This is a genomic window from Streptococcus sp. 1643 (assembly GCF_006228325.1).
In the GTDB taxonomy this organism is placed as follows: Bacteria; Bacillota; Bacilli; order Lactobacillales; family Streptococcaceae; genus Streptococcus.
In genome coordinates, this window is sequence record NZ_CP040231.1 from 1118673 (window position 1) to 1138573 (window position 19901).

The window sequence follows — 19901 nt, forward strand, 5'->3', positions numbered from 1 at the left end:
GTTACATTACTAAATATTTTCGGAATAGCCTACCAATAATTCTAAATATTCTAATCCGTTTTTGGGAACCACGTGATAAAAAGGGGTTACCATCTCCAAATCATTTTTTTCCAATGCTATTATTAATTTTGCATATTCTATTTCTGTCAAAGTCTTAAGGTCTCCTTTAATAATCGTTTTTAATAAATTGCTAATTTCAAAATAAGTTGAAAAATTATAACCTTTTAAACTAAATAAATCGTTGGATATAGGCATAAATAACTCAATTTCTATTACTTCATTTAACGGAACGTTATTCAAACTGTAAAAGAACGGGCCTTTTAATTGATAGCCCGCTTCTACAATTCCTTTTATAAACTGCTCCAAATGCTCTTCCATCTCACTGTAATGAAATGATAGTCTCTGTCTAACCACATTTTGAAAAGCAATTTTATTAACTTTGACAACATTTTCTGGTAGTTTCATCAATCTTTTTCAACCTCACAATACATGTCAATTACATAGTCTCCATAAAGATCCAATACGACATGAATAATATTTACTAATTTAAATCCTAACTTTGAAATTTCTTTTTCGATTTCTTCATATGGGATTGGCTCTTCTTGATTATAATGGCGATAATAAAAATCGGTTGTGAAATTTAACGACTCCTGAAAGAAAATACCTGAAGTATTTTCTCCCTTTATCTCAAGTTTATTCCCAACTGTTGTAAATACAAGAACATCTTGAACAGTTTTCATTGGATTGTAACTGTAAAATATTGGACCATCTGCATAAAATCCGTTTTGTATCATCTGGAGTTTAAACCCCTTAGAATCTGAGATCAAACGATCAAAGAAAGTGGCTGAGGGAGTTAATTCCAATCTAAAACCAATTAAATTTGTAAGACTTAATTCTCTTTATTTAAAATTCATTTTTTCTTTCCTTTTTTGAATCCAGTTTTTAATCTTTTCATCATAGATAGAATAAAGCTCCCCAAAATATCCAGTCCTATCAAAATTATAAATGTTCTCCCAAACCAAATAAGCCAAAGGGGGGTGTATGAACTAGGACTAAAATAGCCTATATTATACATAATACCTAGGAATATTGAACAAAACAAAATCTCAAGGGAAATTCTAATCTTTGCTTTCTTCAAACTGAAATCCTTAAATAAATTTCGAAAAGTCTCTTTTTTCTTAGGTACATCTTCCCAATACTCCTTGCTTTGAGTTTTTAGATATAAAAGATAGGCGACTTCTGTGATGAGTTGGGAGAAGCCATAGCTAAAAAGTACCGCTGTTAGAATTCCTAAAACTAGCGCAAACTTACCAGAAAGAACACCGCCTAGCATGGAAACTGTAAAAATAATGAGAAGAGAATTATTATTGCGGGTACTAGATTTCGCAAAATAATTACCCATTGTTCTATTGGTAGAAAAACCTTTTTTTAACTCGCTTTTTAGCCAAAAATAGTGATAAACAAAACCAACAACTGTACAGATTAACAAAAAAGGAATGGTGTATAATGAACGTTCGTTATATTCTTGCAAATTAGTCCCTGAATAAACAAGAATAATATAAGATATAAGTATCAAAGATAAAAAAATACCTATATAAGATAAAAGTAATAATATGGTTGATAAAATCTGTCTACGATAAATAAATGTCATTCCTAGCGGAATAAAGGTTGCCACGACAAGATAAATAACATAAATCAAAACAAAATCAAAAAAGTAATTTTCCAAAGGATTTATTCCGTAGCCTTTAACAAAATAAAAATATTGGAAAAGCAGAAACAATGCCGAAGCGAAGGCTCCTGTGAACGAAATAACCATCATACTTGCAGATGCGCGAGTATTCGCTAAGCTTTTAAAATATACTTTATTTAATTCTTCAACTTCTTTCACTGTTTTTTCTTCCATATTAACCTCCAAACATAGAACTTACTACATTACCTATACTATTTCCTATACTATTTCCTATACTATCTCCTATATCCTTCCCAAAATCTTTTATCGTATCAACTACACTCTTACCAACAAATGGTAACTTAACATGATTTAGAGCATAATTGATAGCAATCCCTGCACCCGCTCCTATTACTGTTCCTAACGGAGGTAAGAAGGCCGAACCAATGGCAGCCCCCAATCCAGCAGCTGCAGCACCTGATCCAATATCAACGGCTGAATCAATCGTAAAGTCCCGCGCTTCTTTGGCCGAGATACCATCAGACATATCCACATTCTCCCTAAAATTATTATAGATATTTATAGCTGTTAAAATTCCTCCAGCTAATTTAAACGCTTTGCCAACTTTCCCTACCTCTCTCCAGCCTTTAAAATCATTTAGTGGATTAACAGACTCTTTGAAACCGCATTAGATTTGAAAAGGAATCTATTACCCCATCTCATTCTTCCTTGGCTATCCATTGTTATTTTTATACCATTAAGAAAAATATTTGCTCCTCGATAGGTAATGATAGCTTCCCCCATTGATTTAATATAATCTAAAACATCTTCTGCTTCAGGAGGAGTTAAACCAAAAGTTTCACTAATTTTCGATACAGAAATTTCTTTTTGCTGTTCTGAGATTTACCGTCCCACTATACTTAGACTCGGCAAGCTGTTTTGCGAGAGCATTTTGGTACTTCACAGCTTTGGAGTTGCTATGGATAGCTGTGTGTATCTCTGAAACTGAGTTTTTAAACTGAGTTCGATTATAATAATTTCTCGATACGCGGTTCCCATATGGAAGAGAGGCATAACCTGATAGGGTAGCGATTTCACTATTTTGCATATCTATGAGGTCAAATGTATCTGTTTTTAGAAGAACACTATTAAAAGCCTCCATGTTCTTTATGGTATCATCTAAACTCTTGACTGCTTGATTATAGCTTGTATTTACACTATCCAAACTAGAATTCGTTAACGTTAGGATATCGCTAATCCCTGCATAGATATTTTGTGTCTTACTGGAACTGCTCTTTAATCCCTCGATCGGATCTTTCATCCGTTGCTTGATGTGTTCTAGATATTCTGTCTTAATAATGGCATTGTTGTCAGTCTCTGACACCATGTCTTGAAAGAGCTTCACAAGTCCATCATAGCGACTGACAATGCTATCTAGGGCATTGACATAGTTATCAACCAGTGGTATCTGATAGTTGGTCACCTTCTGGTTAATGGCATCCTTCACTGCTCCTTTAAAGCTATCAGTTGAAACGACCTCTGATAGACGGCTTCTCGAGACAGATAGTTGCTCCTTGATACTATTTACCGAAATAACTAACAACTCTTTTTGAACTCGAACTTCGGATACATCAATTCTACTTAATCTTCATTATAACATTTTCTCACCATATAGAAAATCCTAGAATGAAATCCTAGGATTTGTATGTCACTTTTTAAAATCATCTACGGTAAAGTGGTCATAGGTGATTTTGAAACTTCCTCATCATAGCGACTCAAAAAATCTTGAAATCTACGATCAATATAGCCAAGTAATCGCACTTCATAAAACTCCTCTTTGTTAAGTTTTGATTAATAAACCCTAGTGGAATATGACGGCTCCAAAATCAAAATAACCTTGCTTGCCGTCCTTTTCAGTTTATCAAAACACTTCCTACTACTCCTTCATTATTCATTTTTTTAGTAACGAAAGTTTTCACAAGCTGTTAATAAAACTCAGACCTATTTATCGCTAGAAACGAACTCTTCTAATCTTGTGATAAACTCTTTCTCAAACTCTGTTACGTGAGCTTTAAATAACACCTGCTCAATTTTCTCGGCATCAAACAAATACATTGACTGGGAATCTTCAAAGCCTTGAGGGTTTAGGACCCCAGAATAATCAAAAACTTTCCCTTCACTATTCTGTTGATAGCGCCCGACAATCATAATAGGTTGAGTCCCATTCTTTAATAAAACAGTTGTTCCGAGTGGCAACCAATTTTTATTCATCTCTATTTCTCCAATTCTTTATGATAGTATAAATATAATGTATTAGTAATCCTACTAAAAATGCGAATAAAGGGCGTAATGATACCAAGCTTACACCCACAACAAGGAAGGCTGACAAAAAATAAATGATAAACGCCTCTAACTTAGATGGTCTTCTCTCCTCTGGAAGCATATCTAAATGTTCCTTCGTTATAGCTGAGCGATCATCGAATTGATAAAAGAAACGATATCTTGCAGATAAAGAATCAATATTTAAAAAGTCATATCCCCTAATATAATCAATTACGTAAAACATCAGTAAATTGTCAATTTCGTCAATATTTTCAGTATAGAGAGAAAAGTTTCTCTTTCCAGCAATTGCAATATTACTTGCAGCATAAACGGCAATCGGAATGCCATCTTTTGTGACAGGTAAAATATCTCCTTTACTACCTGAACCTACACGCGTCATTTCATAGTTATTTAAATTAAATTGAAAAACTCCATGCCAGTATGCTTGTTCCCATAAATGATCAAGTCTTTTTTCTTCATAATAAATCAAATCCTTATTTAACCCTCTTGCGACTATTCTTTTCTTTTTAGAAATATATTCTGATTCTTTCAAGACAAGAATTTCTACATCTTTTGCATATAGACGATAACCTTCCTCTTCTTGAACGATTTCAATTCTTTCAGTCCAATGTTCATCATCAGGTAATTTTGACTGAAGTATAAATCCTTCTGAGTTTCCACGTAATTGTAATTGTATTTCCATGTTTTACCACCCTATTGATAAGCCCAATCCAAATGGTCCTAGTTTCATTTTTGCCTCTGCTTTTTAGTATCTGGACAATGATTAACAATCATGACAGGCTCCACACCTTCTCTCACTCGAACAACACTTCCAATCGGTAAAGCTCTACGTTCCGACATCAGTTTTCTCCTTCTAAATATTTCTGCGCTTCCTGAACATAAAATAGTTCTGGATTTTCATAGGCTATACTTTCAAACAAACTACGAGCACGAGCTTCGTCTCCTTTTAATTGGGCATTGAGAGCACCGTAATAAGAGAACATGATTCGAGCTAACTTATTTTCTGGTTCCGCAGTGTCAAAATAGTCATTTGATATTCTATTACAATAGATATCAACAATAGCTTTTAAACTCAAAATTTCTTTCTGATATTTTAAAATTTGCGATTGAACATTACTTGTTAGTACTTCAATTTCTACCATTAATTCTTGCAATTCTAAACAATCATTCAAATGAACCAAGTTTAGGATGCTATAATACTTGATATGAAATACATAGTACAGATTTTTGGATTTTTTTAGACTACTATTTTTTATTTTATTCAGCAATTCTAAACTATCTTGGAAATCTCCTCTATAAAAGGATACTCTTGCATTTGCCAAATATTTTGGAAGAATCTGAACATTCCTATATAAAGAATTTTCCTCAGCTCTAGCAACTATTTCTTCATACTTTGTTAAATTGATATCCTCAAATAAAATATCAATTAAAGCCTTATCAAGTAATAGTTTAGATAGAAGAATAAACAATATAAGAAGGACAAGAAATACTGTTAATACATTTGTGTAAGTGGTCGATGAATTGTTAAAAATATAGACATAAACCATTACTGTTGAAAACACTAAAAAATACAGCAAATATTTAAATATAATTTTAAGAAAAATTAATTCTATTTTATCAGCTGACCATGTTCTAATAATTTCTATAGCTCTTTTCATATAAATCTCTGTTCCTAAGGGAATTCTACTCCCCCTTCAACGCTTCAAACTTCGCTTTCATGGTTGGATTTTTACGAGTCAATTTTTTGACCGAAACATCTTCAAGCTTGTTGTTAGCTAAGCGGAGTTGGTTTTCGGATGTTGTTAGGAATTTCTTAACCTCTTCCATACGCTTGATGGCTTTATCGATTTCATCGATGGCTTTACCAAAGTTGGTTGAAGCAGAGTTGTAGTTTTTGGCAAAAGCTACTTTGAAGGCATCCAAATCTTCCTCAAAATGCGTAATATCAATATTTTGCTCCCGGACTAAGGCCAACTCTTGCTTGTATTTCAAAGAATTAAGAGCCGCATTTCGCAGGAGACCAATCAACTGGATAAAGAACTGGGGACGAACCACATACATCTTCTCATACACATGGCTAACATCGACAATGCCTGTATTAAAGGAGTCGTCATCAGCTTCAAGCATACTTACTAAAACTGCATACTCACAGTTCTTCTCCCGACGGTCTTTATCCAACTCCTTGTAGAAGTCCGAATTCTTGTGCTTCTTCTCTGTTCCGTCCGCTTCATTTTTCATTTCAAACATAATGGAAATGATTTCCACCCCATTTTCATCACATTCACGGAAGATAAAGTCGCCTTTAGACCCACGCGTAGAAACCTTGTTATCCTTCTCAAAGTAGGCATTTGGAAAGGCAAAACTGCGAACCTTATTGAATTCACTCTCCGCATAGTGTTCTAGACTTTCCCCGATAGCTTTTGTAGATTGTTGGGCTTTGAAATTCTTGTAAAATTCGACTTGTTCACTAGCAGCCTTGAGCTGGGCTTCGTAATTCTGCTTAACAGAAGCCAAAGACAACTCATTTTCCTTTTCTTGCAAGAGGAGTTGATTTTTGATCTGATCCCGTTCTTTTTCTAGGTCAGAAAGGGTCTTTTGCAGTTGATTTTCATGCTCTAAACGCAATGTAGCCAATTGGCTTTCCAAGGCCTGCACTTCCTTGTCCTTTGCTAATAAGGCCTCATGGCTTGTCTGTTCAACTTCTTTCTTGGCCAATTCCTTCTCTGTATCAAACTTTTGGATTTGACTCTGCAGTTGCGCAATTTCTTGGTCTTTTTGAGCCAGTTTAGTCTGTTGCTCATTCATAGCCTTCTGCTCAGCCAAGGCCAGCTCCTGCTTCATTCGCTCGTGCAATTCCTTATCAAACTCAACAGTTCTCACTTGGGATAAAAGTTCGGCATACTGACTTTCATTTACTGTAAAGACTTCCCCACAGTTGGGACATTTGATTTCGTTCATAACTTCCCTCTTTCTAGACTTCTGTAACCATTATATCATGCCTGAGGGAAAATCAAAAACAGTGAGTCGAAACCCACTGTTTATATCTGTTACTTTAAATTTTTTCCAAGGCCAAACGCAAATCTTCAATCAAATCCTCTACATTTTCAAGTCCGATAGACAAGCGGATTTGGTTGGGTGTGACACCTGCTGCTTCTAGGTCTTTTTCTGACAATTGACCGTGAGTGGTTGTCGCAGGATGGACAACAAGAGATTTGGCATCTGCCACGTTTGCAAGGTCAGAGAAGATTTCCAAATTATCAATTACCTTGCGAGCTTCTGTCTCTCCGCCTTTAACATGGAAGGTAAAGATTGAACCAACACCTTTTGGCAAATATTTCTCAGCCAAGGCATGATATGGACTGTCAGCTAGTTTTGGATAATTTACCTTCTCTACCTTAGGATGATTTACAAGGAAATCAACAATTTTCTCTGCATTTTGCACATGACGTTCAACACGAAGAGAGAGAGTTTCAAGCCCTTGGAGCAAGAGAAAGGCATTAAATGGCGACAAGGCAGCACCTGTATCACGGAGCAATTGAACACGAACAGCGATAATAAAGGCTGCTGCACCCACATCACGAGTATAGCTCAAGTTATGGTAACTTGGGTCTTCCTCAACAAATTGAGGGAACTTCCCTGAAGCCTCCCAGTCAAAACGACCACTATCGACAATCACTCCACCAATAGTCGTACCATGTCCACCGATAAACTTGGTTGCTGAGTGAATGGCAATATCTACACCATGAGAGAAGACGTTAATCAAATATGGTGTGGCAAAAGTGTTGTCCGAAACGAGAGGAATCTGGTGTTTATGCGCAATCTCTGCCAATTTTTCCAAGTCAGGAATGTTAATCAAGGGATTCCCCAAGGTTTCAATCAAGACAAGCTTGGTATTGTCATTGATAGCTGCTTCCACTTCCTCTAAATTATCCACATCTACAAAGGTTGTTGTGATCCCATAACGAGGAAGGGTTTCTTTCAAGAGGTTGAAGGTCCCTCCGTAAATAGTTGACGCTGCCACCACATGGTCACCTGCGTGAGCAAGCGCCAAAATAGTGTAGGTTACAGCAGCCATCCCTGATGCTGTCGCTAGTGCTCCAACACCACCTTCAAGAGCAGCGATTCTTTCCTCAAAGGCTGCTGTTGTAGGGTTGGTAATACGAGTATAGATATTCCCTGGTTTTCTCAAGGCAAACAGATCGGCACCTTCTTGCGTGTCATCAAAAACGAAGGATGTTGTTTGATAAATCGGTACTGCACGAGACTTAGTTGCTGGATCAACTACTTGCCCAGCATGTAATTGTAGAGTTTCAAATTTAAAATCACGAGTCATATGACGACCTCCAAATAGCTTCATTAGGGATATTGTATCATCTTGTGCTAGTCTTTTCCAATACCGTTTTTCTATATTTTGATATAAGGAACAACTATGACTAGTCTTACACATCAAACAAAAAAGCACGATTCACTCGTGCCCGTTTTTTAATCGACATAAGTATCTTCGTTTTTATTGAGGAAAGCGTATGGCAAGCCCATCAAGAGACCTCCTCCGATAAAGTTTCCGACAAAGGTTACACCCCAGTGACGAAGAATATTAGGTATGTCAAAGTTAGCAATTGAATCTGCTGCAACGCTGAACTTAACAATCGCAAAAGAAGCAAAGTTCGCAGCAATGTGTTCGTTTGTTAAGAATACAAACATGTAAATTGCTGACAAAACAAGCCAAAGTTTTGCGCCACCGTCTTTCACCAAAACGAATGAAAGAATGGCAATGTTTACAAAGATATTGGCTAAAATACCTTCAAGCAAGACTAATTCATTTGAACGGCCTAACTTCATCTCTACAACCCCTGAAATGAAGCTATCATGTGTTAGATTTGCATAGGCTGCTGAGTGGGCAAAGCCCCAACCTGCTATCAAAGCTCCGATGAGATTGAACAAGGTACAGTAAAGTAAGATCTCAGCTGTTCTTCTCCAAGAGATTTTTTTCAAGAAACTACCAGCTGTCAAGAACATCATATTTGAAGTTACCAGTTCAGCATTTAAGAAAACAATGTAGGCCAATCCCCAAGCAAAAACAAATGGGAAGAGGAAACGTCCACTACCTGGAGCGATCTTATTAATCAAGTCAGCCCCAACTGCGCCCGCAGCCGTACTAAATGTCAGAAAAGCACCTGCAAACATGGAACGAATCGCATACTTAAACTTACTTTGACTATAAAGACTTTCTTTCTTTTTGCAAGCAAATTCAATCTTTGAAATAAATTCTGAAGAGACCATAAAAAACTCCTAAAACTTTTATTTGTGATAATTATAACATAATTCTCGTTTTCTCGAAAGCGTTTTCTGTAAAATTCTAAAATATTTATCTTAAAAATCTTTTTCAAAATCTTTATCGTGAGGCTTACAAACCTTTTTCATAAGAACTATTTTGATTCTATTTGTTCATATAAAAAACCAGTGAAATAGCACTTCACTGGTTCATTCATTCTTAATATCGTTGTCTATACGGTTGATTAAAGGCCTTCAAAATATCCTCAGAAGTCTCAGAATAAGCTTTTGATTCTTTAAAGATTCCTTTGACGATTATACGCTCAGTCGCATTATAATCAACACAGGTAACCAAAGTAATCTCTTTTACGCCATCACGATCTTCGATTTCATCTACACGGTCTGGTGTAACACGTTTAACTTCTGTAATCTCATAAGTATAAACTTTATCCTTATCCGTCAGGTAAATTTTCATACCTGCTTTGGCATTGACCAAAGGTGAGAAGAGCATTTGACTGGCATTTTCAGCAGTAAAGATATGGTGACTAGCTAGAGAATAGTTCCCTTCTCCCATTCTTTGGTCTGGTTTCATGGTCCCTGCTCCGTAGAACAGGTTTACATTATCCAACCCTTTAAAAATCGGTAAGTTAATCTCCACTTCGGGAATAGCAATACCTCCAATAACGGGAAGTTTCTGAGCATCCCATTGAGAAGCCAATACAGCTTCAGATGAAATAGACTTAACAGAGTCAAAATCAAAATTTCCTTCTGTTTTTAGATTTTCATCTATATTTTCCTTAGTGACTTGATTGACTTGGTATTTATTGGTATTCCAGACCAAAAAGATATCACGAATCTTTGAATTAAAAATCAAGGCTAGGGAAAGAAGAATTAAGAAACCTGCTAAAATATTGATAAATAGATTTCTGCGCTTGTTTTTCTTACTCTTTTTATTTTTCGTTCTTCTATGAGACATTATGCTTCACCTTCTGTTTCAATTTCAGTCCCAACTTCTTCTTTTTCTGCCGCAGCAACCGTTGTAAAGGTCACAATCTTAGCATCCTGATCTAGACGCATCACCTTAACTCCCATAGTTGAGCGTCCCGTTTGTGAAATATTGGCAACGTTTGTACGGATCATGACACCTGTATCTGTGATAATCATCAGGTCTTCATCTCCCTTAACAGTGAGGAGACCTGCCAGAGGACCATTCTTCTCAGCAACATTGGCTGTCTTCATCCCTTTACCACCACGGCCTTTAGTAGGATATTCAGTAGCAAGTGTACGTTTACCATATCCTTTTTCAGTGATAATAAGAACCTCATCTTGGTTTGTAATCACGCTAGCGCCAACTACTGTGTCACCCTCACGAAGATTGACTCCTCGAACACCAGTCGCGATACGGCTCATGTCACGAACAGCTGATTGATTAAAGCGAACAGCATAACCAAACTTGGTACCAATGATAATATCCGTATCTTCTTCTGTCAGCAAGACATTAATCAATTCGTCTTCATCCTTGAGATTCAAGGCTTTCAGTCCATTTTGACGAATATTAGCGAACTCTTTAACACTGGTTCTCTTCACAATACCGTGACGAGTTGTAAAGAAGAGATAGGCGTCATCACTACGTTCAGACTCAACGTTGATGATGGTCTGAATGCTCTCACCTTCGTCCAACTTCAATAGATTGACAACTGGCAAGCCCTTAGCAGTACGACCGTATTCAGGTATTTCATAACCTTTTAGTCGGTATACGCGTCCTTTATTGGTAAAGAAGAGCAAATGATCATGGGTGCTGGTTGAAACCAACTCACGCACAAAGTCATCATCCTTAACTCCCGTACCTTGAACTCCACGGCCACCACGTTTTTGAGCAGTGAACTCACCTTGGTCCAAACGTTTGATATAGCCCTTGTTAGATAGGGTAATCAAGACATCCGTTTCTTCAATCAAATCTTCATCTTCAAGAGTTAAGACTTCTCCAATCATCAACTCCGTACGACGCTTGTCACCAAACTTGCGTTTGACTTCGTCCAATTCCTCTTTGATAATTTGCGCCACGCGCTCAGGTTTGGCAAGAATATCAGCCAAATCTGCAATCAAAGCAATTAAGTCATCATATTCAGACTGAATCTTATCACGTTCCAATCCTGTCAAACGACGAAGACGCATATCAAGGATAGCTTGACTTTGACGTTCAGAAAGCTTGAACTTGCTCATCAACTCAGCTTGCGCTTCCGCATCTGTTTCACTGGCACGAATGATACGAATCACTTCGTCGATATGGTCAAGTGCAATTAAAAGACCTTCTAAGATGTGCGCACGCGCTTCTGCTTTTTCCTTGTCAAAACGAGTACGGCGAACAACCACTTCTTTTTGGTGCTCGATATAAGCATCCAAAATTTGACGAAGGGACAAGATTTTTGGCACGCCATTTTGAATCGCGAGCATGTTGAAACCAAAGTTGGTTTGCATCTGGGTCATCTTGAAGAGGTTGTTAAGGATAACGTTGGCAGACGCGTCGCGTTTAACCTCGATTACAAAGCGAACGCCTTCACGGTTGGACTCATCACGTACGGCTGTAATGCCCTCAATTCGTTTTTCCTGAACTAAGCGAACAATATGCTCATGTACCTTGGTTTTATTAACCATATAAGGGAATTCCGTTACAACGATACGCTCACGACCCGTCTTAGTGGTTTCAATCTCTGTACGAGAACGAAGGACAATGGAACCTTTACCAGTCTCATAAGCCTTATGAATCCCTGATTTCCCCATAACAAGAGCACCAGTCGGAAAATCTGGACCAGGCAAGACTTCCATCAAGTCCTTAGTCGTCACTTCAGGATTATCCATAACCAACTTCACTGCATCAATGGTTTCACCCAAGTTGTGAGGTGGAATATTGGTTGCCATCCCAACAGCGATACCAGTTGCCCCATTGACCAAAAGGTTTGGAAAACGAGCTGGCAAAACCAAGGGTTCACGTTCGTTAGCATCGTAGTTATCTACGAAATCAACGGTGTTTTTATTGATATCACGAAGCATTTCAAGAGCAATCTTGCTCATACGTGCCTCAGTGTACCGTTGCGCGGCTGCACCATCCCCGTCCATAGAACCAAAGTTTCCATGCCCATCAACAAGCATGTAACGGTAGCTCCACCACTGGGCCATACGAACCATGGCTTCGTAAATAGAGGAATCTCCGTGTGGGTGGTATTTACCCATAACATCCCCTGTAATACGGGCTGATTTTTTATGAGGTTTGTCTGGTGTAACACCTAGTTCATTCATTCCGTAAAGAATACGACGGTGAACAGGTTTTAAGCCATCTCGAACATCAGGAAGGGCCCGCGCGACGATAACGCTCATGGCGTAGTCGATAAAGCTGGTCTTCATCTCCTTTGTCAGATTGACATTCACTAAGTTTTTATCCTGCATTCATAAATGCCTCATTTCACTATTAGTAATTAGATATATTATACCATAATTCGTCCTTCATTTCAGCCTTCTGAAACCACTAAAACGTTTACATACTTATCCCGAAGGTATATCCGTGACAAAGCTTAGCAAAAGTGATAGAATGAAATCAAATGGGGGTTCCCCCTTAATAAAATAAAGGAGATGTTTAGACAAATGACAGCAACTAAACAACACAAAAAAGTGATCCTTGTCGGTGACGGTGCCGTAGGTTCATCTTACGCTTTTGCCCTCGTAACACAAGGAATTGCACAAGAACTTGGTATCATTGAAATTCCTCAATTGTTTGAAAAAGCAGTTGGTGATGCTGAAGACCTTAGCCACGCGCTAGCTTTTACTTCACCTAAAAAAATCTATGCAGCTAAGTACGAAGACTGTGCGGATGCAGACCTTGTAGTTATCACTGCTGGTGCTCCACAAAAACCAGGTGAAACTCGTCTTGACCTTGTAGGTAAAAACTTGGCAATCAACAAATCAATTGTTGAACAAGTTGTTGCATCTGGATTTGACGGTATCTTCCTTGTTGCTGCTAACCCAGTTGACGTCTTGACATACTCAACATGGAAATTCTCAGGTTTCCCTAAAGAACGCGTTATCGGTTCAGGTACTTCACTTGACTCAGCTCGTTTCCGTCAAGCACTTGCTGAAACTATCGGTGTTGATGCACGTTCAGTTCACGCCTACATCATGGGTGAACACGGTGACTCCGAGTTTGCTGTTTGGTCACACGCTAACGTTGCCGGTGTTAAATTGGAACAATGGTTGCAAGCTAACCGTGACTTGAATGAAGCTGACCTTGTTGAACTCTTCATCTCAGTTCGTGATGCAGCTTACTCAATCATCAACAAAAAAGGTGCTACTTATTACGGTATCGCCGTTGCCCTTGCTCGTATCACTCGTGCTATCCTTGACGATGAAAATGCGGTGCTACCACTTTCTGTATTCCAAGAAGGTCAATACGGTGTTGAAAATGTCTTTATCGGTCAACCTGCTATCGTTGGTGCACACGGTATCGTTCGCCCAGTTAACATCCCATTGAACGATGCTGAAACTCAAAAAATGCAAGCATCAGCTAAAGAATTGCAAGCTATCATTGATGAAGCATGGAAAAACCCTGAATTCCAAGCAGCTTCTAAAAACTAATGAAAAGAAGGTTCTCATCCATGGGAACCTTTTTCTTTTTGTACAGAATCATAACTCAACTCTTCAAATAAACAAAAAAAGCCTGTTGATCAAGCTAGGAAGCTTGATACAATAGGCTTTTTGAAAATTCATTATTTAACAGCGTCTTTAAGAGCTTTACCAGCTTTGAATGCTGGAACTTTAGAAGCTGCGATTTTGATTTCTTTACCAGTTTGTGGGTTGCGACCTTTACGTGCAGCACGCTCACGAACTTCAAAGTTACCGAAACCGATCAATTGAACTTTTTCACCAGCTGCAAGGTATTCAGTTACTGCTGCAAATACAGCGTCAACTGCTGCTGCTGAATCTTTCTTAGTCAATTCTGTAGCTTCTGCTACTTTAGCGATCAAATCTTGTTTGTTTGCCATGTTAACAAATCCTCCAAATAATTTCTAATTAACAAATATAATCATATCCTAAAATCGGCTATAGGTCAAGTCAAAAACACTATTTCGAACATTTTTTCTCTATTTTTTTAGGAATTGTAGCGAATTAGAATCGCCCAAGCATTCTCTCCAGTATGAGTTTGAATAATAGAGCCAGTTTCCAATACAGAGATTGGCTTCTCAACATAAGGTTGCAATAATGCCTTCATCTCATTCGCCCATTCGTTCGTTCCAGCATAGGAAATTCCAATTTCTGCAACTGATTTTTTGGAAAGCGTCTCGGTTAATTCCTCAAGCCACTTTTTGAACGTTTTCGCTCCACGTCCTTTGACGATTGGTTGAAGTTCGTGGTTTTTCATCTGCATTACTACACGAATGTTCAAGAGTGAGCTTAGTAATCCTGTCACACGTCCAATACGACCACCCTTAACTAAGTTTTCTAGCGTCGAAACACCGATATAGAGTTCTGTATGATTTTTGACGTCCTCTACATGAGCTAAGATCGTTTCTAAATCTTTACCTTCTTTAGCAAGTTTTGCGGCTTCAACAACTTGGAACTTCATCGCTTGATCTGTAAAGGAACTATCAATAACTGTTACATCAGCAGTTGAGAGGCTGGCCCCTTGGCGAGCAGCTTCCACAGTTCCAGACAAGGCATGGGACATGTGAATGGCGATAATTTGACTACCATCTTTACCTAGTTCTTCAAATACCTCAGCAAATACTCCTACAGGTGGCTGGCTTGTTTTAGGAAGATTCTTACTTTGTTGCATAAGATGAAGGAATTCTCCCTCTTTCAAATCTGCATCCGAATAAAGCACACTATCAATCATAACTGATAGAGGGACAACAGTGATATTTAATTCTTTAACTACTTCTGGTTCGATAGTAACAGAAGAGTCCGTTACAATTTTTACTTGTGTCATAATTCAATCTTTCTATTCTTCTTGATAGGATTGGGATTTTCTCCTTTATTATATCAAAAAAATGATAAAAAATCATAAGTGATCCGATGAAAAGAACTGAATTTTTGGTATAATCTATCTATAGAAAAGTGAGGAACAGCCATGATTCGAAAACTTCAACCGATTATCACCATTATTCTTGGAGCTGCTATCTATGCCTTCGGTCTTACCTACTTTGTTGTTCCTTATCATTTATTTGAGGGAGGGGCGACAGGTATTACCTTGATTACCTACTACCTTTTTAAGATTCCTGTCTCATTGATGAACCTCTTGATTAATATCCCTTTATTTATCCTGGCTTGGAAAATATTTGGACCTAAGACCCTCTACTCCAGCCTTCTTGGATCTATTTCACTTTCCGTTTGGCTAGCAATTTTTGAGCGTATTCCTTTGCACATCGACTTGCAAGGTGATCTCATCATTGTTGCTTTAGTCTCAGGAGTCTTACTGGGGGTTGGTTTAGGGATTATCTTTAATGCTGGTGGAACCACTGGTGGCTCTGATATCGTTGCCCGTATCCTCAACAAATACACTAATATTTCGATTGGGAAATTGCTCTTTGGGATTGACTTTTTTATCCTAATGTTGATTTTGATTATCTTCCAGGACCTTCGTCTAGTTACCTATACCCTCTTGTTTGACTTTATCATCGCTCGTGTTATCGACTTGATAGGCGAAGGAGGTTATGGTGGTAAAGGATTTATGATTATTACCCAATATCCTGATCAATTGGCCAAAGAGATTAACGATGAACTCGGACGTGGCGTTACCTTTATATCTGGTCAAGGATACTACAGCAAAAAGGATTTAAAAATTATCTACTGTATCGTCGGTCGAAACGAAATCGTTAAAATGAAAGATATGATTCACAAAATTGATCCTCAAGCCTTTATCACCATCACTGAGGCTCATGAAATTCTGGGTGAAGGATTTACTTATGTGAAAGAATAAAAGCTGGGAATTCCCAGCTTTTATTCTTCTTCTGCGAGGGTTGAATGGCGGAACCCGTAAGTAAAGTAAATAACTAGACCAACTACAAGAGCAATGCCAAAGGCAATCCAGGTATCTAAACTATATTGAAGCATAAAGGAAACACAGATAAGAATGGAAAGAATTGGCAAAAGTGGCACCAAGGGAGTTTTAAACTCTCCCTCTTTTGGCATCCCCTTATTCTTTCTGAGTTTTATTATTCCGTAGGCTAGCAAAATCAGATAAGCTAGCGTACAGATATTTAAGAAGGCTGCAATACTGGCTAGAGGAAACACTCCTGCAGCAATGGCTGAAGCAACTCCTGTTAGGAGGGTCGCATTTTTAGGAACACGACTAGTCTTGCTTAATTGTTTGAAACTTTGGGGTAAAAGTCCATCACGTGCTAAGCTGTAAATCATCCGAGACAAAGCGTAAGTCATGGAGATACATACGGTTATCAGGGTTAGAATGGCTACAAGCGAAACATAATTTGCCGCCCAGCCTATACCAATACTCCGTAATGAAAATGCTACTGCGTCGTCCACATTGAGCTTACTGTAGTGAACAATCCCTGTCAATACTAAGGTTACCAAAGCATAGAGAATGGTGACGATTGTCAGAGAAAGGACAATTCCGCGAGGAATATTTTTTTGCGGACTTTGAATTTCATCAACTGCCATGGAAATAGACTCAAATCCGAGAAATCCAAAGAACATCAAAGATGCACCCGCCATAATCCCAGTACTTCCACCATATAGTTGACCAAAACCGAATGGAGCAAAATCTGTCCAATTTTCTGGCTTGATGTACCAAATACCAACTAGGATAAATAAGGCGAGAGCTGAGAATTTCAAGACCACTAAAAGCGAATTAAAGCGTAAGGCTGCCTTGGAATTTAATAAAACCAATCCCGTTACCAATGTCAGTACTAAAATAGGTAGAAGATCGATATAGGTTCCCTGTTCAGGATTAAAGGTTCCATTCAAGGCTTGCGGCATGGAGATACCATAATTACTGAGCAATCCCTTAAAGTAAGCTGCCCAGCCAGACGCCACACCTGAAACAGCCGTCATGAATTCCATAATGGTCAACCAGCCAGCAATCCAGGCTGGCAATTCTCCTAGAATCGCATAGAGGTAACTATAAGCACCACCAGTAGCAGGCACACGAGAGGCAAATTCTGCGAAAAAGAGTGCTGATAGAGAAACACACAGGGCAGAAATCACAATGGAAATCACTAGTGATGGACCAGCTAGGGTAGCCGCTGCTGTTCCGGTAATGGTGAAAATCCCAGTCCCCACCATGGCACCAATCCCTAGAAGAATCAAATCCCACAATTTCAAATGGCGATGCATCTCTGTCTGTCTCAGACTCACATCCTTGGTTCTAAAAATATTCATACTTCATCTCCACTAAATGTAATTGTTTTATTTTACCATATAAAAGTTTTTTTGTGAATATTTATTAGGTACTTATTTGAAAAAAATTCTGAACAGAAAGGATTCCTGTTCAGAATTTGCATTTTTACCCACTGATTGTTTCAATTAGTTACTCATCAAGCGAGTAAGCTCAACAGTACACTCCATTGAAAGGTTTTGGGGATTTGGGATTTTAAACTTCAAAGTAAGGGAACGGACGGTCACTATCTAAAGGACGATTTGGAACTTCTTGTTCCAAGATAGCACGCCAACCAGATACCAATTCTTCAAAAGTCAGTTGTGCTTCTGGAGAAGCTGTTGTCAGCTTCCGACCAAACCAAGCCATGGTTGCAGTTTCAAACTGAAGCATTACGTATTCAATGACTGGAACCTTCGCTTCTTCGTAATTTTCATTTACTGCTTGAGCTACCTCTGGTGCTTGAGGAAGTAGTTGATTGCTAATCTTAGCGACAATACTTTCATCCATCTCTTTCCACGAAAGGAGCTGACCGTTTATTTGATAAAAGAGCTCAAAAGTTTCTTGGTTTTCTTTGAAATTAGCGAGAACAAAAGCACGTTCTACTGCCTCAGGACCACCAACAGCTTTTACAGCGTTTATCAAAAGAAGCTCTTCCGTTTGTCTCCAATAATCATCAGCTTCTTCTGCAAGATCAATTGTAAAAGGTGGAACAATTTCCTCAACAGGAATTTCGCCTTTATTTGCTTTTTCGACATTACCGAATAATTTTTTTAAAAATCCCATTTGCTTCTCCTTTTTCTTTTATCCGACAGAACCTTCCATTTCATAGCTAATCAAGCGGTTCAGCTCAACTGCATATTCCATTGGTAGCTCTTTAGTGAAGGGTTCGACAAATCCCATGACAATCATCTCGGTTGCCTCAGATTCTGACAATCCACGACTCATGAGATAGTAGAGTTGTTCCTCTGAAATCTTAGATACCTTGGCCTCGTGTTCCAAAGCAACTTGCGAGTTGTGAATTTCATTAAACGGAATGGTATCTGACGCTGATAAGTCATCCATGATAATGGTATCACACTCGATGTGAGAAACAGATTTCTTAGAGTTCTTGTTAAAGGTTACTTGTCCACGATAGTCCACCTTTCCTCCGCCTTTAGCAATGGATTTAGACACGATAGACGAGCTTGTATGTGGAGCGTTGTGGATCATCTTGGCACCCGTATCTTGGTGTTGCCCTGCATTGGCAAAGGCGATAGAGAGCATGGTTCCACGCGCTCCTTCTCCATCAAGGTAAACAGACGGGTATTTCATGGTTGTTTTAGCACCCAAGTTACCATCAATCCACTCAACAGTCGCATCTTTCAAAGCTTTGGCACGTTTTGTTACCAAGTTATAGACATTATCAGACCAGTTTTGGATGGTTGTATAACGCATATAAGCTCCGTCCAAAGCGAAAATTTCTACAATGGCAGCGTGCAAGCTGTTACTTGAATAAGTTGGCGCTGTACAGCCTTCTACGTAGTGGACGCTTGCTCCTTCATCGACAATAATCAAGGTACGTTCGAACTGACCTGTATTTTCGTTGTTGATACGGAAGTAGGTTTGAAGCGGAATATCTACCTTGACACCTTTTGGTACGTAGATAAATGTTCCACCTGACCATACTGCTGAGTTGAGGGCAGCCAACTTGTTATCTGTCGGCGGTACCAACTTGGCAAAGTATTGTTTAAATAAGTCTGGGTATTCCTTGAGGGCAGAATCCGTATCTGTAAAGATAATCCCCAATTTCTGGAACTCTTCCTTCATGTTGTGGTAAACCACTTCTGACTCGTACTGGGCAGAGGCACCGGCTAGATAAGCACGCTCAGCTTCTGGAATCCCGATACGTTCAAAGGTTTCTTTGATTTTTTCAGGAACTTCGTCCCATGAACGGGCAGGTTTATCAGAAGGTTTTTGGTAGTAGATCAAATCATCAAAGTCAATCTCTGACAAGTCTGCTCCCCAGGTTTGCATAGGCATTTTTTTGAAGGTTTCATAAGACTTCAAACGGAATTCTAACATCCACTCAGGTTCTCCCTTAGCAGCTGATAATTCGCGAATGACTTCTTCGTTCAATCCTTTTCCTGTCGATAGGACAGGCTCTACATCGTCATGGAAACCAAATTTATATTCACCAAGGTCAATTGGTTTTGGTTCTACTCTTTCTTCAGCCATAATATCCTTTCTTTCATTCTT

General features: G+C 38.5%; 21 protein-coding genes. 2 read left to right on the plus strand and 19 right to left on the minus strand.

The window, feature by feature from the left end; all coding sequences use genetic code 11:
* Nucleotides 1–9 precede the first annotated feature (9 nt).
* From FD735_RS05920 to gyrA, 14 genes are all read right to left on the minus strand, one after another.
* Nucleotides 10–465, minus strand: a complete 456-nt coding sequence (locus tag FD735_RS05920; protein ID WP_084945331.1) for a DUF5085 family protein — start codon at nt 463–465, stop codon at nt 10–12.
* Nucleotides 465–794 (minus strand): hypothetical protein, encoded by a 330-nt coding sequence (locus tag FD735_RS05925; RefSeq protein ID WP_139658730.1) that lies wholly within the window; start codon nt 792–794, stop codon nt 465–467. The genes FD735_RS05920 and FD735_RS05925 overlap by 1 nt, the downstream gene beginning before the upstream one ends.
* Nucleotides 795–910: 116 nt before the next feature.
* Nucleotides 911–1903, minus strand: a complete 993-nt coding sequence (locus FD735_RS05930) for a hypothetical protein (protein ID WP_139658731.1) — start codon at nt 1901–1903, stop codon at nt 911–913.
* A 1-nt stretch (nt 1904) separates the two neighbouring features.
* Entirely contained in the window at nt 1905–2216 is a 312-nt protein-coding gene (locus FD735_RS05935; RefSeq protein ID WP_139658732.1) for a hypothetical protein, read from the minus strand.
* A 315-nt stretch (nt 2217–2531) separates the two neighbouring features.
* Nucleotides 2532–3272, minus strand: a complete 741-nt coding sequence (locus FD735_RS05940; RefSeq protein ID WP_255296280.1) for a T7SS effector LXG polymorphic toxin — start codon at nt 3270–3272, stop codon at nt 2532–2534.
* A gap of 398 nt (nt 3273–3670) precedes the next feature.
* Nucleotides 3671–3940: a DUF4176 domain-containing protein gene (locus FD735_RS05950; RefSeq protein WP_139658733.1), complete on the minus strand. Its 270-nt coding sequence runs from the start codon at nt 3938–3940 to the stop codon at nt 3671–3673.
* On the minus strand, nt 3933–4694 hold the full coding sequence (locus tag FD735_RS05955; RefSeq protein ID WP_139658734.1) for a hypothetical protein: 762 nt from the start codon (nt 4692–4694) through the stop codon (nt 3933–3935). Before FD735_RS05955 ends, FD735_RS05950 begins: the two co-directional genes overlap by 8 nt.
* A gap of 44 nt (nt 4695–4738) precedes the next feature.
* Nucleotides 4739–4852 carry a DUF4176 domain-containing protein gene (locus tag FD735_RS05960; RefSeq protein WP_223363364.1) on the minus strand — a complete coding sequence of 38 codons (114 nt, stop codon included), beginning with the start codon at nt 4850–4852 and terminating at the stop codon, nt 4739–4741.
* A complete protein-coding gene (locus FD735_RS05965) occupies nt 4852–5670 on the minus strand; it encodes a hypothetical protein (protein ID WP_255296281.1) in 819 nt (272 codons plus the stop codon). The genes FD735_RS05960 and FD735_RS05965 overlap by 1 nt, the downstream gene beginning before the upstream one ends.
* A 25-nt stretch (nt 5671–5695) precedes the next feature.
* A complete protein-coding gene (locus tag FD735_RS05970; RefSeq protein ID WP_139658735.1) occupies nt 5696–6970 on the minus strand; it encodes a DUF2130 domain-containing protein in 1275 nt (424 codons plus the stop codon).
* A gap of 94 nt (nt 6971–7064) precedes the next feature.
* Nucleotides 7065–8345 (minus strand): O-acetylhomoserine aminocarboxypropyltransferase/cysteine synthase family protein, encoded by a 1281-nt coding sequence (locus FD735_RS05975; protein ID WP_044020622.1) that lies wholly within the window; start codon nt 8343–8345, stop codon nt 7065–7067.
* A gap of 149 nt (nt 8346–8494) precedes the next feature.
* On the minus strand, nt 8495–9292 hold the full coding sequence (locus FD735_RS05980; protein ID WP_139658736.1) for a formate/nitrite transporter family protein: 798 nt from the start codon (nt 9290–9292) through the stop codon (nt 8495–8497).
* Between the two features lie 211 nt (nt 9293–9503).
* Complete coding sequence (locus tag FD735_RS05985; RefSeq protein WP_139658737.1) at nt 9504–10259, minus strand: class A sortase; 756 nt, start codon at nt 10257–10259, stop codon at nt 9504–9506.
* A complete protein-coding gene (gyrA, locus tag FD735_RS05990) occupies nt 10259–12727 on the minus strand; it encodes a DNA gyrase subunit A (RefSeq protein WP_139658738.1) in 2469 nt (822 codons plus the stop codon). Before gyrA ends, FD735_RS05985 begins: the two co-directional genes overlap by 1 nt.
* Nucleotides 12728–12922: 195 nt before the next feature.
* Between gyrA and FD735_RS05995 the strand changes: the two genes are divergently transcribed.
* Nucleotides 12923–13909, plus strand: coding sequence for an L-lactate dehydrogenase (locus FD735_RS05995; protein WP_000127489.1), 987 nt, complete (start codon nt 12923–12925; stop codon nt 13907–13909).
* Between the two features lie 131 nt (nt 13910–14040).
* On the opposite strand, the gene FD735_RS06000 is transcribed toward FD735_RS05995, so the two are convergent.
* Both FD735_RS06000 and FD735_RS06005 read right to left on the minus strand, forming a co-directional pair.
* Nucleotides 14041–14316: an HU family DNA-binding protein gene (locus FD735_RS06000; protein ID WP_001284636.1), complete on the minus strand. Its 276-nt coding sequence runs from the start codon at nt 14314–14316 to the stop codon at nt 14041–14043.
* A 107-nt stretch (nt 14317–14423) separates the two neighbouring features.
* Nucleotides 14424–15260 (minus strand): DegV family protein, encoded by an 837-nt coding sequence (locus FD735_RS06005; protein ID WP_070697275.1) that lies wholly within the window; start codon nt 15258–15260, stop codon nt 14424–14426.
* Nucleotides 15261–15401: 141 nt separating this feature from the next.
* Between FD735_RS06005 and FD735_RS06010 the strand changes: the two genes are divergently transcribed.
* Nucleotides 15402–16250 carry a YitT family protein gene (locus tag FD735_RS06010; protein WP_139658739.1) on the plus strand — a complete coding sequence of 283 codons (849 nt, stop codon included), beginning with the start codon at nt 15402–15404 and terminating at the stop codon, nt 16248–16250.
* A gap of 20 nt (nt 16251–16270) precedes the next feature.
* On the opposite strand, the gene FD735_RS06015 is transcribed toward FD735_RS06010, so the two are convergent.
* The 3 genes from FD735_RS06015 to sufB form a co-directional block, all read right to left on the minus strand.
* A complete protein-coding gene (locus FD735_RS06015; RefSeq protein WP_125413137.1) occupies nt 16271–17668 on the minus strand; it encodes an APC family permease in 1398 nt (465 codons plus the stop codon).
* A gap of 211 nt (nt 17669–17879) precedes the next feature.
* The gene (locus FD735_RS06020) at nt 17880–18449 is read right to left on the minus strand and encodes a hypothetical protein (RefSeq protein WP_139658740.1); all 570 of its coding nucleotides are present in this window, start codon (nt 18447–18449) and stop codon (nt 17880–17882) included.
* An 18-nt stretch (nt 18450–18467) separates the two neighbouring features.
* Complete coding sequence (gene sufB / locus FD735_RS06025) at nt 18468–19880, minus strand: Fe-S cluster assembly protein SufB (RefSeq protein ID WP_000797057.1); 1413 nt, start codon at nt 19878–19880, stop codon at nt 18468–18470.
* Nucleotides 19881–19901: the final 21 nt, after the last annotated feature.

Excerpts from the sequence above, each read along its gene's own strand:
- FD735_RS05920 (WP_084945331.1), bottom strand. The coding sequence starts at position 465 with ATGAAACTACCAGAAAATGTTGTCAAAGTTAATAAAATTGCTTTTCAA.
- FD735_RS05925 (WP_139658730.1), bottom strand. The coding sequence starts at position 794 with ATGATACAAAACGGATTTTATGCAGATGGTCCAATATTTTACAGTTAC.
- FD735_RS05930 (WP_139658731.1), bottom strand. The coding sequence starts at position 1,903 with ATGGAAGAAAAAACAGTGAAAGAAGTTGAAGAATTAAATAAAGTATAT.
- FD735_RS05935 (WP_139658732.1), bottom strand. The coding sequence starts at position 2,216 with ATGTCTGATGGTATCTCGGCCAAAGAAGCGCGGGACTTTACGATTGAT.
- FD735_RS05950 (WP_139658733.1), bottom strand. The coding sequence starts at position 3,940 with ATGAATAAAAATTGGTTGCCACTCGGAACAACTGTTTTATTAAAGAAT.
- FD735_RS05955 (WP_139658734.1), bottom strand. The coding sequence starts at position 4,694 with ATGGAAATACAATTACAATTACGTGGAAACTCAGAAGGATTTATACTT.
- FD735_RS05960 (WP_223363364.1), bottom strand. The coding sequence starts at position 4,852 with ATGTCGGAACGTAGAGCTTTACCGATTGGAAGTGTTGTTCGAGTGAGA.
- FD735_RS05965 (WP_255296281.1), bottom strand. The coding sequence starts at position 5,670 with ATGAAAAGAGCTATAGAAATTATTAGAACATGGTCAGCTGATAAAATA.
- FD735_RS05970 (WP_139658735.1), bottom strand. The coding sequence starts at position 6,970 with ATGAACGAAATCAAATGTCCCAACTGTGGGGAAGTCTTTACAGTAAAT.
- FD735_RS05975 (WP_044020622.1), bottom strand. The coding sequence starts at position 8,345 with ATGACTCGTGATTTTAAATTTGAAACTCTACAATTACATGCTGGGCAA.
- FD735_RS05980 (WP_139658736.1), bottom strand. The coding sequence starts at position 9,292 with ATGGTCTCTTCAGAATTTATTTCAAAGATTGAATTTGCTTGCAAAAAG.
- FD735_RS05985 (WP_139658737.1), bottom strand. The coding sequence starts at position 10,259 with ATGTCTCATAGAAGAACGAAAAATAAAAAGAGTAAGAAAAACAAGCGC.
- gyrA (WP_139658738.1), bottom strand. The coding sequence starts at position 12,727 with ATGCAGGATAAAAACTTAGTGAATGTCAATCTGACAAAGGAGATGAAG.
- FD735_RS05995 (WP_000127489.1), top strand. The coding sequence starts at position 12,923 with ATGACAGCAACTAAACAACACAAAAAAGTGATCCTTGTCGGTGACGGT.
- FD735_RS06000 (WP_001284636.1), bottom strand. The coding sequence starts at position 14,316 with ATGGCAAACAAACAAGATTTGATCGCTAAAGTAGCAGAAGCTACAGAA.
- FD735_RS06005 (WP_070697275.1), bottom strand. The coding sequence starts at position 15,260 with ATGACACAAGTAAAAATTGTAACGGACTCTTCTGTTACTATCGAACCA.
- FD735_RS06010 (WP_139658739.1), top strand. The coding sequence starts at position 15,402 with ATGATTCGAAAACTTCAACCGATTATCACCATTATTCTTGGAGCTGCT.
- FD735_RS06015 (WP_125413137.1), bottom strand. The coding sequence starts at position 17,668 with ATGAATATTTTTAGAACCAAGGATGTGAGTCTGAGACAGACAGAGATG.
- FD735_RS06020 (WP_139658740.1), bottom strand. The coding sequence starts at position 18,449 with ATGGGATTTTTAAAAAAATTATTCGGTAATGTCGAAAAAGCAAATAAA.
- sufB (WP_000797057.1), bottom strand. The coding sequence starts at position 19,880 with ATGGCTGAAGAAAGAGTAGAACCAAAACCAATTGACCTTGGTGAATAT.